The organism is Phyllobacterium ifriqiyense, from assembly GCF_030817885.1.
GTDB lineage: Bacteria > Pseudomonadota > Alphaproteobacteria > Rhizobiales > Rhizobiaceae > Phyllobacterium > Phyllobacterium ifriqiyense.
Genome location: NZ_JAUSZT010000002.1, coordinates 1,073,620 through 1,086,727, shown reverse-complemented (window position 1 = coordinate 1,086,727; position 13,108 = coordinate 1,073,620). Strand labels below are relative to the sequence as shown.

General features: G+C 56.5%; 13 protein-coding genes and 2 pseudogenes. 9 read left to right on the top strand and 6 right to left on the bottom strand.

The window, feature by feature from the left end; genetic code table 11:
• Positions 1 to 58: 58 nt before the first annotated feature.
• The 4 genes from QFZ34_RS06810 (at position 59) to QFZ34_RS06795 (ending at position 3,177) form a co-directional block, all read left to right on the top strand.
• A complete protein-coding gene (locus tag QFZ34_RS06810) occupies positions 59 to 364 on the top strand; it encodes a hypothetical protein (protein ID WP_307278554.1) in 306 nt (101 codons plus the stop codon).
• A 165-nt stretch (positions 365 to 529) separates the two neighbouring features.
• A complete protein-coding gene (locus QFZ34_RS06805) occupies positions 530 to 1,144 on the top strand; it encodes a hypothetical protein (protein WP_307278553.1) in 615 nt (204 codons plus the stop codon).
• A 4-nt stretch (positions 1,145 to 1,148) separates the two neighbouring features.
• Positions 1,149 to 1,823, top strand: a complete 675-nt coding sequence (locus QFZ34_RS06800; RefSeq protein WP_307278550.1) for a response regulator transcription factor — start codon at positions 1,149 to 1,151, stop codon at positions 1,821 to 1,823.
• A complete protein-coding gene (locus QFZ34_RS06795) occupies positions 1,756 to 3,177 on the top strand; it encodes a sensor histidine kinase (protein ID WP_307278548.1) in 1,422 nt (473 codons plus the stop codon). Before QFZ34_RS06800 ends, QFZ34_RS06795 begins: the two co-directional genes overlap by 68 nt.
• Before the next feature lie 483 nt (positions 3,178 to 3,660).
• On the opposite strand, the gene QFZ34_RS06790 is transcribed toward QFZ34_RS06795, so the two are convergent.
• Complete coding sequence (locus QFZ34_RS06790; RefSeq protein WP_307278544.1) at positions 3,661 to 3,990, bottom strand: antibiotic biosynthesis monooxygenase family protein; 330 nt, start codon at positions 3,988 to 3,990, stop codon at positions 3,661 to 3,663.
• Positions 3,987 to 4,985 (bottom strand): zinc-dependent alcohol dehydrogenase family protein, encoded by a 999-nt coding sequence (locus tag QFZ34_RS06785; protein ID WP_307278541.1) that lies wholly within the window; start codon positions 4,983 to 4,985, stop codon positions 3,987 to 3,989. The genes QFZ34_RS06790 and QFZ34_RS06785 overlap by 4 nt, the downstream gene beginning before the upstream one ends.
• Before the next feature lie 141 nt (positions 4,986 to 5,126).
• Between QFZ34_RS06785 and QFZ34_RS06780 the strand changes: the two genes are divergently transcribed.
• Positions 5,127 to 6,053 carry a LysR family transcriptional regulator gene (locus tag QFZ34_RS06780; RefSeq protein ID WP_307278537.1) on the top strand — a complete coding sequence of 309 codons (927 nt, stop codon included), beginning with the start codon at positions 5,127 to 5,129 and terminating at the stop codon, positions 6,051 to 6,053.
• A gap of 171 nt (positions 6,054 to 6,224) precedes the next feature.
• On the opposite strand, the gene QFZ34_RS06775 is transcribed toward QFZ34_RS06780, so the two are convergent.
• From QFZ34_RS06775 to QFZ34_RS06765, 3 genes and pseudogenes are all read right to left on the bottom strand, one after another.
• Positions 6,225 to 6,407: a hypothetical protein gene (locus tag QFZ34_RS06775; RefSeq protein ID WP_307278533.1), complete on the bottom strand. Its 183-nt coding sequence runs from the start codon at positions 6,405 to 6,407 to the stop codon at positions 6,225 to 6,227.
• 187 nt (positions 6,408 to 6,594) lie between these two features.
• Positions 6,595 to 7,359 (bottom strand): 3-oxoacyl-ACP reductase family protein, encoded by a 765-nt coding sequence (locus QFZ34_RS06770; RefSeq protein ID WP_307278530.1) that lies wholly within the window; start codon positions 7,357 to 7,359, stop codon positions 6,595 to 6,597.
• Between the two features lie 173 nt (positions 7,360 to 7,532).
• Positions 7,533 to 8,463 (bottom strand): annotated as a pseudogene (locus tag QFZ34_RS06765) (LysR family transcriptional regulator).
• Between the two features lie 192 nt (positions 8,464 to 8,655).
• On the opposite strand from QFZ34_RS06765, the pseudogene QFZ34_RS06760 reads away from it, so the two are divergent.
• From QFZ34_RS06760 to QFZ34_RS06750, 3 genes and pseudogenes are all read left to right on the top strand, one after another.
• A pseudogene (locus QFZ34_RS06760) lies at positions 8,656 to 9,254 on the top strand (NADPH-dependent F420 reductase).
• Positions 9,255 to 9,322: 68 nt separating this feature from the next.
• Positions 9,323 to 10,276: a zinc-binding dehydrogenase gene (locus QFZ34_RS06755; RefSeq protein WP_307278527.1), complete on the top strand. Its 954-nt coding sequence runs from the start codon at positions 9,323 to 9,325 to the stop codon at positions 10,274 to 10,276.
• A gap of 95 nt (positions 10,277 to 10,371) precedes the next feature.
• Positions 10,372 to 11,109, top strand: coding sequence for an SDR family NAD(P)-dependent oxidoreductase (locus QFZ34_RS06750; RefSeq protein WP_307278524.1), 738 nt, complete (start codon positions 10,372 to 10,374; stop codon positions 11,107 to 11,109).
• A 597-nt stretch (positions 11,110 to 11,706) separates the two neighbouring features.
• Here the strand turns inward: QFZ34_RS06750 and QFZ34_RS06745 are convergent.
• A complete protein-coding gene (locus QFZ34_RS06745; RefSeq protein WP_307278522.1) occupies positions 11,707 to 12,618 on the bottom strand; it encodes a LysR family transcriptional regulator in 912 nt (303 codons plus the stop codon).
• A 174-nt stretch (positions 12,619 to 12,792) separates the two neighbouring features.
• On the opposite strand from QFZ34_RS06745, the gene QFZ34_RS06740 reads away from it, so the two are divergent.
• Positions 12,793 to 13,065, top strand: coding sequence for a putative antibiotic biosynthesis monooxygenase (locus QFZ34_RS06740; RefSeq protein WP_307278519.1), 273 nt, complete (start codon positions 12,793 to 12,795; stop codon positions 13,063 to 13,065).
• Positions 13,066 to 13,108 lie beyond the last annotated feature (43 nt).

Genomic DNA, 13,108 nt, shown 5'->3' with positions numbered 1-13,108 from the left:
GCGGGATCGCGCTTCGTTCTCGCAATCGAACAACTTAGCTAAAATGAAGGTACATGAAATGAGCAAAGCCTCCCCAGATCACGTCTTCATGCGACGCCTATGTGCCGGAACGGTTTTCGCAGGTCTCCTTATCCTGACCGGCTGCCAGACACCGGAACAGGAACGTTACTCCGACCTCGACACCTGCTCTGGAATGGGCGCGCGATACGGATCATCATCTCATACCGGATGCATGCTCCAGCAGCAGCAGCGTCGTGACGACGCGCAATTGCGGACCCTTGAATCGGCAAGGCTAAGCCAAATCATGGCGGAAGATGCGCGCCGGCAGCACGAGCGCTTGAGGAGAGAGAGACAGCGGGACTAGGCTCAAGTTCGGTTGGAGGCTTGAGCTGATCAAGTCCGACTTAATTGACCAACCGTCGGCTAATGGAAGCCGGTCTTGGGACGTATGTGCGCCAGCCTTCGACCGATCATGCGCATCCTAGTCAGCATCTGATCAAGGCACCAAAAAAACGGGAACTCACGGCTCATGTTCAATCCATTGCGTGACGCGCTACGTCTCATCCGGCTCCACAAAACTGAGTTTATTACCGTCAATGCAGCATTTTACGGCCTGTTTGCAGCGACGACGACAGTGACGCTCCTGACCCCAGAAATACAGCAATCCGTTTTGGATGCGATATCTGGGATAGTGCGCACCGACCTTGCCGTGCAGGTCTATATCAGCGGAAACGTCCTCTATGCAGCATCCGCAACGTTGGCGGTCAATCTCGGGATCGTAGTGATGCTCATTTCGATCCCATCGTTTCTTGTACCTTTTTTCGGCGTCGTGTTCGCGATGGTGTTTGCGGCGGCTTATGGTGTCACGCTGGCTCCGATTGGCCCTTATGCGGCTGCGATGATCCCTCACTCCATCACGGTCCTGATTGAGTTCCAAGCCTATATCGTCGCGGCCTTCGGCGCCTATTTAACCGGTCGCACCATTTTCCTGCCTTTGGCGGGAGAAAAGCGGTCTGTCGGCCAAAGATACATGGCGGCAGTCGCGCATGTCCTATCGCTTTACGCCCTTGTCGTCCCGCTCCTTTTGTTAGGCGCAGTCTATGAAGTCTTTGAAATCATCTATCTCGTAAGGTACTTTATTTAGCGACATGAAAATCCTGCTGGTCGAAGACGATCCCGAAATGACCGAAGCGCTTCGGACAGCGCTTTCGAGACATGACTTCGCACTGGCGGCGGTGGCGGATCTCGCCACGGCGCGAGAAGCGATCGCCATCGAACGATACGATGTTGTTCTTATCGATCGCCAGCTTCCCGACGGTGACGGCAGCACTTTGCTCGCCGAGATCAGGCAAACAGCCAATCCACCGCGCTCGATAATCATCTCCGCCAGGGGATCCACAAAAGACAGGATTGCCGGGCTTAACGGGGGCGCCGATGACTATCTGCCCAAACCGTTCGAGGTCGATGAATTGGTCGCCCGCCTTAATGCAGTGGCACGCCGAACGCCTGAGGCCAAGGCAAACGTCATAACGACCGGCAATGTCCGTTATGATCGGGTAACACGAGACCTTTACGTTGACGGCATCCGGCAGGAACTTGCTCGACGAGAACTTCTGATCATCGAGTCGCTTCTCAAGAACCTCGGGCGAACGGTGCTGCGATCTTCGTTGGAGGAAAGTGTGTACTCCTTCGACGACGAGATCCAGTCAAATTCGCTGGAAGCCAACATGTCGCGCCTCCGGCGCAAACTGGTGGATGCTGGCGCGGATATCATCATCCGTAACATTCGGGGCGTCGGATACTTCCTCCACGAGCAGAAATAACATGTCCCATCATTCTCTCCGCTGGCGCTTCACACTCGGCTTCATCACGCTTCAGCTCCTCACCATCATCGCCTCGTTCGGGCTCGTTCTATACATCGCGATGTTGAGTGCGCCCCGTGGCGCGGTTCCATCGACGTGGTACCCGCAGGAAATTGCAAAATCCGTCACGATTGACCAAAATGGTGTCGTCGCGGTCAGCCCCACGCAGGCACTCCAAACTGTGATGGCTGAGCGGCCTACATCATGGTTTGCGGTTCGTCTTGCAGATGGCACAACACTCACACACGGCGAGATCCCGACAGATATCGGCGATAACGCTGGTTTCCTTGACAATTTTCGCAGCGTCGAACTCCGTGGTTACGTCGATGCCCCCGATCGACAGGCCACAATTGATAAAATTCAGACAGCAGCTGGTGAAGCGACGGTTATGGCTGGTGGTGTGTCGATGTCCCTTTACCAGCTCGTATTTGTGGTGGGTCAAATAACAATCGGCGTCCCCGCCCTCATACTTCTGTTAGTCACCCTGGTCGGTGTCCCCTGGGTGACAAAATGGTCGCTCCGCTCCCTAAGGAAGCTCACCGACCGATTGAACAAGGTCGATTTCGAAGCCCGTGGGGGTGTGGTAGACGAAAATGGACTGCCCAAAGAGCTGTTGCGGGTCGTCAGGGAGATCAATCTCGCTCTCAATCGGCTCGACGCTGGGTTCGAGAAAACAGAGCGCTTTTTCGTTAACGCAGCCCACGAACTGCGCACGCCCATCGCCATCGTTCAGGTTCGAGCAGACACGTTGCCGCAAAGCGAAGAAAAACATCATATTCAAAGGAGCATCAAGCGGTTGACCGCCATCACAAACCAACTCCTGGATATCGAGCGATATCGACAGAACCCGCCGATCTCGAAGAAAATCGAATTAACCAATCTCCTGTCAAAGGTCGTCGCCGATCTCGCGCCGTTCGCGATTTCCGAAGGTTATGAAATCTCTTTCGACACCGATGTCTCCAAAGTGTCTATAGAAGGTGATGACGAAGCGTTGGACCGCGCCTTTTCCAATCTCGTTCGCAATGCCATTCAGTATGGAGGCGGGCGCGGCGACATCGCGGTCAAGGTGGAGGCCGATGGAGCTGTCCTAATTTCAGATCACGGCATCGGCATAGCGGCGGAACGTCATTCACGCATTTTCGAACCGTTTTATCGCGTGAATCCGCATGGATCCGGAGCTGGTCTCGGTTTGAGCATGGTCAACGAGATCATCGAAAAGCATGGCGGCTTTATAGAGCTGAAATCCTCACCCGGCCAGGGCAGCGTATTCGCTATCCGCTGGCGAAACGCATTGCAGATTGCAGGGAGTGGTTAGGAGGACTGGCACCGCACACCAACAAAGGTGAGGATCCGGACTACGATATCCGCGTACGCCGAGATCGAGCCAGAGATGAAAACGTTGAGAACGTAGATTGAGAAAAGACGAGGTAGAAAATGACGTGGGAATATTTAACAGTTGAGAAGACGTTGCAGGTCGCGCAGCTAAACGAGTTAGGCGTAAACGGTTGGGAATTGGTCGCAGTCGTTTCGCCAGCCCATTTTGTCCTTCATTACTTCTTCAAGCGGCAAAACCTACCTGATGAAGACGCGAACTGATCGCGGAAAGAGATGAAACCCAAACGTCCTACGTCGCTTCTGCGTGCTATCTTCCAGGTAAGATAATGCCGCAGGAGAGCTCCGTGAACTCATCTCCCATACTTTTGATGTGTGGATCGAGCACCGGAAGAAACTGACAGGCTCCTCCCTTGCGCTTCTCTGGCACACGCTCTGTTGCTTGGCATGGCGGAGGTCGCTCGTGTTAGGCAGCGACCTCTCCTTTGTCGTGTTCGCTTGCGGCTAAGGCGTCGCCCTCGAGATGATAGACCGTCGGTTCCTCCGAAAAGTATTCCTGTATGCCTCCCATGAACTGCTCGTGGTCTTCGCTCGCCTCGAAACCCGGAATATGATCGTCAAGCGAGCGCCATCGCACGATCAGATTGAATACCTCCGGCGTTTCGATCCCTTGGGCGAGAACATGGCCGCGGTAACCCTGCGCCCGTGTGAGCATAGGAACAACGTCCCCGAATGCCTGCCTGAATTCGCTTATCTTGTCCTTGTGGACAGGCAGCACTGCGATCTCATAAATCATGGTTGCACCTCTGTGTCGGCCGATGGGTCAACGGCAATCGCGATCTTACCCCGCAAGCCGTTGTTGGGTTTCTCGAGCAGCGTATGGGCAAGCGGAAGGTCGGCGAGCGAATAGACTGCGCCCACGTGCGGCCGCAGCTGACCGCGTTCCACTAGTGTGCTCAGCTCGTCGAGCTTGCCTTGGTTCTGCCTCGTGAAGACGAAGTGGTAGCTCGCGTTCTTGCCCCATGCCTCGATGAGGTTCTGCGGCTGTGCAATGTCCACGATCGAGACGACGCGGCCAAGTTGCGCGAGCACCTTCGGGCTTTGGGACAATGTGTCACCGCCGAGGGTGTCGAACACAACATCGACTCCGAGGCCTCCGGTTTCCCGCATGATAACGTCGACATAATCTTCTTTCCTGTAGTCAATGACGACATCCGCTCCGACACTTCGAGCAAACTCGAAGTTGTATTCGCGCACCGTCGTGAAGACCTTTGCGCCGATGGCTTTCGCGACCTGTATTGCCACATGACCTACCCCTCCCGCGCCGCCATGGATCAGTATGCTTTCTCCCACCCTCAGGGCAGCACGTGAGACAAGGGCCTCCCAAGCTGTTCCGCCGACCAGGCTTAGGCTGGCTGCTTCCAGATGGCTGAGGGCGCCGGGCTTCCTTCCAATGATATTCTCGTTTGCAACGTGGTACTCGGCGTAACTTCCCGGACCATCGAATATTTGCGGCGTGTACCAGACTTCGTCTCCGGGAGAGAACATTGTGACTCCCGGACCGACGGCTTCAACTACTCCGGAAACGTCATGACCGGTAATTGCCGGCAATGGGACATAGTCGCGATAGTCGCCGCGCCGAACCTGATAATCCAAGGGATTGACGGACGTGGCATGAACGCGAACCAGGACTTTTCCCGCCTGGGGAACTGGCTTCGGCACGTCGGAAAGTTCGAACGATTCCGGGCCACCGAAGCGAGTGAGGACGGCTGCTTTCATGGTCTTGGTCATGGTGATATCCCTTTAATAGAAGCTTTGACGGGCTCACCAACCATGGCGCCGTCGTGATGCTTGATATATGATTTACCACGATTGCCTTTGGTAGCTGACCTGCTTTAGGATCAGTTTCAACAAAGCTTTGAAAGTGACCTCATGGATGTAGACGACTTGAACCTGTTCATACGCATCGCCCAACTCCGCAGCATCAGCGCTGCAGCTCGCGACGTAGGCTTAACGCCGGCGGGAGCCAGCGCCAGACTGGCGGCGCTGGAGCGAAAGCTCAGCGCCAGACTACTTCATCGCACGACACGGCAAGCGACCCTGACCGAGGACGGCCTCGCCTTTCTGCCGCATGCAGAAAATGTTGTGAATGCGGCTGAATCCGCTCGAGCGGCGCTTGGGCGAGAGCAAGCCGCGCCTCGCGGCACATTGCGGGTTGCTGCTCCGGCCTCGTTCGCGCGGATGCATATTGTGCCAGGTCTGCCCCAATTCTGTAGGCAGTATCCTGAACTGACCCTCGATCTCCGGATCTCGGACAGCATCGTTGATCTTGTCGAAGGTGCCTTTGATGTGGCGGTTCGTTACACCGAGCTCAGTGATTCGTCTTTCATTGCGCGACGGCTTGCACCAGACAACCGGATGCTGGTTGCGTCCTCCGAGTATATCGAGCAACGCGGTCGGCCAAAGACACCTGGCGATTTAGCTGAACACACATGCCTCGTCGTTGGCACGCTCGATCTTTGGACGTTTCGAGGAAAAGATGCACAGGTGATTGAGCGGCGTATCACCCCTAGCATTCGCATCAATGACGGGACCGCGGTCCGCGACGCAGCTTCTGCCGGGCTCGGCATCGCTCTTATGGCCACGTGGTGTGCATCGGAAGAGCTGCAGTCTGGCGCCCTCGTACCAGTCCTTCCAGAGTACCCACTGGTCTCAACCCAGACGCTTTGGGCGTTGTATCCAAGTTCTCGCGAACTGGCACCGAAAGTGAGGGTGTTCATCGATTGGCTTGTCAACCGGTTCGGCAATAAACCCTACTGGGATAAAGGGCTAGAAAACATCCTCGATCACCGTCGATGACACGTGATTATTGTCCGCTTCCGACACGCGCGCGAACACTAGGTCATAGCGGATCGACGCGGCTTTCCGCTTGAAAGGCATGATTTGACGTATTATTGACGGTCAGAAAACCTGATACTAAAATTAAAAATGGCCCGGCGATCCAGCTGCAGCAACTGTAGCCGTGATAGCCTAATCGACCACACCCTTGGAAACACCCAGTTCAGTCGCTATCGGCGTCAGCAGAGTAATGGGCAAAAATTCCGCAGTGACCAGACAGAATGCTCCAAATGCGAGCGATAACACGGATAGCCACGAAGCGGGTGGCTCGTCAAACTGATCATTGCGCTCTTTTGAATTCGCTACCTCAGACAAGGGATTTCCTTCGGATTAAGGCAGACTCGACTCAGCGTGGTCGTTTTCGGCCACACCAACCCGCGACCATCCAACGGCGTCTTGCAACCGTATCTGTCAAAGCCCGCGTTGAGCCGTTGATTGGTTGGTGAGGTGTGGAAATCGATTGGGTCGTCGAAGCGAATGTTGCATTTCGCTCCGGCATCTTTCAGGACGTAAAACCACCATCGGCCCGAATGTCGGCACCCGTTACAAAGGAGGCTTCCGGGCTTGCAAGGAATGCGACAACGCTCGCAATTTCGTGAGGCTTTCCATAGCGGCCCGCCGCGATACGCGAGATTTGCATAGCGGCAAACTCGCCATCAACAGGGTTCATGTCAGTGTCGGTTGGGCCCGGATGCACTGTGTTGACTGTGATGCCGCGTGGCCCGAGGTCATGAGCCAAGCTCCGGTTGAAGCCGGCGACTGCCCCCTTGGTGAGGCCGTATGCTGACAGCCCAGGAACCCCGGCATATTTCGTGATCGAACTGCCGATCTGTATGATCCGGCCGCCATCCTTCATATGGCGTACGGCTTCCTGCGTGGCAACGAAAACGCCTGTTACGTTGACTGCGAGCATTGCCTGATAGTCATCGAATGCGATTTCGTCGATCGGACCGGCAAAGGCAATACCGGCATTATTCACCAGAATGTCCAGGCCGCCGAACTTATCGACCGTCGCGGCGACGGCGGCGCGTATCGCATCCGGATTAGCGGCATCAGCCGCGATGGCCAGCGCGCGCGCGCCTGCCTGTTCGATTGCGACAGCGACTTCCTCGGCCTTCGCAGGCGATCCGCGATAGGTGAAGGCGACCTGGGCGCCATCCGCTGCCAGACGCTGGACGATCGATGCGCCGATAGACCTCGAGCCACCGGTAACAAGTGCGGTCTTGCCGCTCAGCGGGAGGGATCGGGTAGAAGTTACTTCAGTCATTCTTCACTCCATTTTCGTGCTTAGTGCTTCTGTGGAGTAATATTTGCGCATTCCTTCCCTAAGCTATTAGCGACATATCATTTGGATCATATTCAAGCATCTATTGAGTATAGAAGGATTTGATGCGGTCCCGATGCGCGGTTTTCGGAGAATATGACGAGGAAGTGTGGACGCTATTGGAGACTGCCTGCAAATCGGGCGCTAAGACGCTCACTACGGAAATATTCAGTATAGAAGTCGATGAAAGCGCGGGTTTTCAGCGGTTGGAGTACGCGGCCTGAATAGTACAGCGAGATAGATCCGGCATCGGCATACCACTTTGGAAGGATTCGTTCGAGCGCACCACTTTCCATAATGCGGCAGCACATCGGGTACGGCCAACAATGCAATGCCCAACCCCGCAATTGCCGCCTGCGCCATGGGCGCGGCGTCGCTCATCACTATCGTTTCGTTGAGCAGCGCGCGCTCTTCGCGCCCTTGGGCGTCGCGCATTAGCCATTGCCTGATCCGGCCCGAATTCGAGGATCGCATCAAGATCCCGGCATGATCGGCAAGATCGGCGGGGCTGGCCGGCCGGCGACGTCCAGCAAAATAGCCGGGCGATGCGACTGCGATAACGTGTACGGGTGCGAGCGTCGTGGAAACGATGCCTGGATTGAGTTCGAAACCACCGCCGATCGCGGCGTCGAAGCCCTCGGCGATAAGATCGACCTTGCGGCTGTCGAAATGCCAGTCAGGTCTGATGCCCGGATAACGGGCCAGAAAGTCGGGCAGTGCGGGAAGAACGTATCCCATAGCGAACGTTAAACTCATGCTGAGCTTCAAAACGCCGACAGGCTCACCCTTCGTTTGTGATGCCCCGTCGATTGCCCCCTGAAGGTGGTTGAGGCTGTCGCCGATGCTTGCCAGAAAGGACTCTCCCGCCTCGGTCAAGGTCAATTTCCGCGTCGAGCGGTGAAACAGCCGTATGCCGAGGTTCCGTTCCAGCATCGCAACGTTCCGGCTGACTGCGGCCGGTGTGATCGAAAGACGCCGAGCAGCCCCGGAAAAGCTGCTCGCTTCCGCGCTTCGGACGAACGCCTCAAGGTTTGCAAGGGTTTCCATAATCATCAGCCTTCAAGCATTGATTGAAACTAAAACAATCCATCTATGACTTATGTTGCGTGTATTTGCCAGTCATATTCGGGTCAACAGCAACACCGGGTTTCTGCGACACCAGCGGCATCAGGCCAAGGATGGAGCAGAAGGACCGGCCGCCGCCAAAACAACCGCTAACTGACTTGGAAGCACTGGATCATGACCGTTGGAATCATCGGAGCCGGCAACATAGGAGCCGCATTTGCCATGGCGCTCGGCAAGGCAGGAATCGAAGCCGTGATCGCAAACAGCCGTGGACCGGAAAGCCTCACGACGCTTGTTTCGAAGCTCGGCAGCACGATCCGGGCTGGAAGCCTGCAAGAGGCCGCAGCGCAAGACATCGTTCTTGTGGCAGTCCCGTGGTCAAAGATACCTGGCGCGCTCGCCGGTTTGAACTTCGACGACAGGATCGTAATCGACGCCAACAACTCCATTGAAGCGCCGCTCTACCGACCTGCGGACCTTGGCGGCCGCACCTCCACGGATATTTTCACCGCCCTTGTGCCAGGCGCGCGCGTCGTAAAGGCGTTCAACCATCTAACGCCCGAACAGTTGTCGGGCGACCCCCAGTCGGAAGGCGGCAGGCGAGTCCTGTTATATTCCGGCGACGACACTAGGGCCAAAGCGGAGGTCGCCGCCATCATCGACCGCATCGGCTTCTTCGGGATCGATCTCGGCTCCCTATCGATCGGCGGCCAATTGGTTCAGTTCCCCGGCGCGGTCCGTTGCCTGCTCTCAACCTCGTCAAGTTTGACTGAACATCGCTGCGCTCCATCCGTCTGCAATCGGAAGCGCCGCAAGCCATCTGAAACCGGGAGACGATATCGTGTCAAAATTCATTCAAATGCAGTCAACCGGCGGCCCCTCCGTCCTGCAAATCATCGAGAAAGACCTGCGCGCGCCACGAGCCGGCGAGGTCAGGCTCATTCAGGACGCGATCGGCCTCAACTTTGTCGATACGATGATACGAAAGGGCCAGTATCCGATGGCGTTGCCGGCGGTTCCCGGTTTCGAAGCAGCCGGGACGATCACCAAGGTCGGATCCGGCGTCGAGGGGCTGTCGGTCGGCGACCGAGTGGCTTACTTCTTTTCGGAAGGTGCATATGCCACCGAGAGGATCATTCCGACCGCGCCGCTCATCCGCCTGCCCGCCGATATCTCGAACGAGACTGCGGCGACCTTCCTGGCGAAGGGTGGGACGGCCTGGATGGGGATGCGTGGTCTCCACGATCTCAAGTCCGCCGACACGGTGCTGGTCCTTGGGGCATCGGGAAGCGTGGGCGCCATCCTGTCTCGCTGGGCAAAGTCGCTGGGCGCAATCGTGATCGGCGTCGCCGGATCGCCGGACAAGTTTGACAAGGTCGCGGCCGGTGCCACGCATGCTTTCCGCGCTGGCGAGCCGGACATCGCCGCCAAGATCCGTGCGATCGCACCTGACGGTGTCGACGTCGTCTATGATTTGGTCGGCCGGGCGACCTTCCCGCTAGGCGTGTCAAGCGTCCGTGATGGTGGCGTGATTGCCGCGATTGGAGCGGCGTCGGGTCAGCCAGCGCCGGCCCCCGATCTTGTGCTACGGGAGATAGATGTCCGCAGCGGTGGTTCTCCTCAATACGTCCGGGGACCGGCAGTCGAGATCGCAACTTCTCAGCTCTGGGATGCGCTGCGCTCAGGCATTTTCAGTGATCTCGAAACCACACGCTATCCGTTCGATGAGATAGCCCGAGCGCATGACGACATGGACAACCGCCGCTTGAGGGGTCTGCCGGTCCTGATCGCGTAACCTGAAAATAATCGTACGGCGGCAGGCCGTACAGACGCCCACCGCAAGGCGGCCGGGCGAAACATTTCCCCTGTCGATAACGAAAGGAATGATCGATGAGTGAATTAGCAGGTAAACGTGCGCTTGTGACTGGTGCTTCCCGCGGCATTGGGGCCGCGATCGCGATCGCTCTGGCCGAAAAAGGCGCCGACGTTGCGATCACGTACGAACGCGCCGCTGATCGGGCAGCGCTAGTTGTCGCAACGATCGAAGGCAAAGGGCGCAAGGCGTTGGCTATCCAGGCTGATAGCATGGACCCCGAGGCGGTCAAGCGGTCGGTTGATCAAGCGGCGCAGGCATTGGGCGGCCTCGACATATTGGTGAACAATGCGGCTATCGCGATCTACAAGGATGTGGCGGATTTCACCGTCGCCGAGATCGACGCCCTTTTTGCTGTCAACGCTCGCTCCCCGGTCCTGGCATCGCAAGCCGCGATGCCGTATCTTGGCAAAGGTGGCCGGATCGTCACAATCGGCTCCGCAGGCGCAGAACGCATTGTCGGACCGTCGACGGTTTATTCAATGACCAAATCGGCACTTCAATCATTTACCCGCGGTCTGGCGCGAGAACTTGGCCCTCGTGACATCACTGTCAACCTCGTTCAGCCGGGATCAACCAACACGGAAATGAACCCGGCCGAGGGCGAGTTCGGAGATTTCCAGCGTGCCTTAATTCCGCTTGGCCGGTACGGCGAGCCGGAGGATATCGGGGCTGCAGTAGCATTCCTCGCATCTGGTGCGGCCCGACAAATCACCGGAACCATCCTGACCGTTGATGGCGGCACGCTGACCTAAACACACGCCAGCGGGTCCGTGACTTGTAACATGGGAGAGTGGGAGCTAACTAAATACCACCACCTACTAGCTCTCCACTCATTCCACTTTGCACCATAATCAAATAGCCTGCTAGAACGTCGTCTAGGTCGCGTGTCTTATAGGACCGGCCCGGCCCGTCGCGCGGGGCATCGCGTGCTCGTTGATGATTTTACGAGGGAGGTTCAGCAAAGCTTCTCCAGCGGAAAGCCAATCTATCTCGATCCGCCACCACTCGGCGGAGTGACGTAGTGTGGTGAAAGCAGTTTTAGTCACGACTAACCCATACTCAAATGTCCGCCATCTCAACCTTGGATGCCGTAAGCTGCCAGCCCGCTTGCGGCACCATCTTGTCGTTGATGGCATTGTTCAGTTGCCACGACGGTGGGTAATTAATGCGTATCCATGCCTCATTGGAATTCTCACTTCAGATGCACGCCTTGAACTGATACGAACCTTCGGTCCGTGCATTTCTGCGTGATTTATCAAAGGCATTTCCACGTTGCCCTTTCGCTAAGCCATAAAAACTAAACAGACAGTTTGTCTGATGGCGATGGGCAACGGATCTTGGGTGCTACCTCAATAAAGCTTTTGAGAAACGCGCTCGGCCATAAAATCAATGAAGGCTCGAACTTTAGGCGCTCTCGCCGACATAGGGGGCCAGACAAGCGAAACGCTGCCACGTTCGTCCGTGTAATCTGTGAGAACGGCTTGGAGACGCCCCGCCGCAATATCATCGCTTACGAGATAGCTTGGCGCCTGAATGATCCCCAATCCACCAAGTGCCGCGGATGCAAGTGCCTCGCCGTCGTTCAGAACGACACAGGGCTTGATTGGCACCGCTTGGTGTGAATTCTTGAACGCCCAAACCTCCTGCCGACCGGTGGTGGGGAAACGATAATAAACACAACAATGATCATGGAGATCTGCTGGACTTTGCGGAATGCCGCGGCGGGCAAGATATTCGGGTGAGGCGCACGTTATGAATGTGTGTGGTCCGATTCTTCGCGCGCGTAAGATCGAGTCGTCTAGCTCACCAAGTCGCAGCACCACGTCATATCCACCCTCGATAATATCGACCTTCACATCATCAAGGCTGATATCGGTCGTCACCTCTGGGAAGAGGGTCCGAAAATCGAGGAGCGCCGGCATGATAATCTTGCGTCCTAAGACTGTGGGCACGCTCACCTTGAGGCGACCTCGGGGTGCCTTTTGGACCAGATGAAGCTCTTGCTCAGCATCTTGCAGTTCTTTCAAGATGCGCGCGACGTATCGGTATAGAATGTCCCCTTCGCCGGTCGCGGCTAGTGATCTGGTCGTACGGTTTAACAACCGCAAACCTAGGCGCGCTTCAAGTCGCTCCACCGCCTTTCCCACGGCCGATGCGGATAGGCCAAGCTTCCTTCCCGCCGCCGCGAAACTTCCGGTTTCGACGGCGACTGAAAACGCGACAAGGCCGCTGAGGGAATCTATTGAGACGATTGACGACATTATGTCCGGTATGATGCGACGAGTACCCCCATTCCGTCAATTGCTGAGATTCTCCAATATGCAAGCGCTGGCGCAAATCGCCGCCAGAGTGTCGAGCAAAGCTTTGGGAAGAGATAATCATGTCATTCACTCACGCACATATCCTCCATCGTTGTTCATTCAACGCGACGGATAATGGATCAAGCAAGCAATGACCCCGTGCGGCAGGTGATACTCGAACGCTTGAAAACGACCGTGATGGTTTGGCTCGCCGTCTACCCGATCGTCCTTCTGATTATTTGGCTTGTGGGCGACCGTACGCAAAACTGGCCACTGCCACTGCGTGTATTGGCCGCAACGCTCATGATCGTGCCGATTGTCACCAACGTTAGCCAGCCCGCACTGAGGACAATTGTCGCGAAAATCGAAAAGGCAATTGTGCGGTGGCAATCGAGACGCCGGCTCTAATCTCGTCCTTCTTGGACGATCACGCAAACGTTTGAGGATCCAG

Bases quoted from the DNA above. Each gene is read 5' to 3' on its own strand.
- QFZ34_RS06750 (WP_307278524.1), top strand. From the start codon at position 10,372: ATGAGTGAATTAGCAGGTAAACGTGCGCTTGTGACTGGTGCTTCCCGC.
- QFZ34_RS06805 (WP_307278553.1), top strand. From the start codon at position 530: ATGTTCAATCCATTGCGTGACGCGCTACGTCTCATCCGGCTCCACAAA.
- QFZ34_RS06770 (WP_307278530.1), bottom strand. From the start codon at position 7,359: ATGACTGAAGTAACTTCTACCCGATCCCTCCCGCTGAGCGGCAAGACC.
- QFZ34_RS06785 (WP_307278541.1), bottom strand. From the start codon at position 4,985: ATGACCAAGACCATGAAAGCAGCCGTCCTCACTCGCTTCGGTGGCCCG.
- QFZ34_RS06810 (WP_307278554.1), top strand. From the start codon at position 59: ATGAGCAAAGCCTCCCCAGATCACGTCTTCATGCGACGCCTATGTGCC.
- QFZ34_RS06745 (WP_307278522.1), bottom strand. From the start codon at position 12,618: ATGTCGTCAATCGTCTCAATAGATTCCCTCAGCGGCCTTGTCGCGTTT.
- QFZ34_RS06790 (WP_307278544.1), bottom strand. From the start codon at position 3,990: ATGATTTATGAGATCGCAGTGCTGCCTGTCCACAAGGACAAGATAAGC.
- QFZ34_RS06795 (WP_307278548.1), top strand. From the start codon at position 1,756: ATGCTGGCGCGGATATCATCATCCGTAACATTCGGGGCGTCGGATACT.
- QFZ34_RS06780 (WP_307278537.1), top strand. From the start codon at position 5,127: ATGGATGTAGACGACTTGAACCTGTTCATACGCATCGCCCAACTCCGC.
- QFZ34_RS06800 (WP_307278550.1), top strand. From the start codon at position 1,149: ATGAAAATCCTGCTGGTCGAAGACGATCCCGAAATGACCGAAGCGCTT.
- QFZ34_RS06740 (WP_307278519.1), top strand. From the start codon at position 12,793: ATGGATCAAGCAAGCAATGACCCCGTGCGGCAGGTGATACTCGAACGC.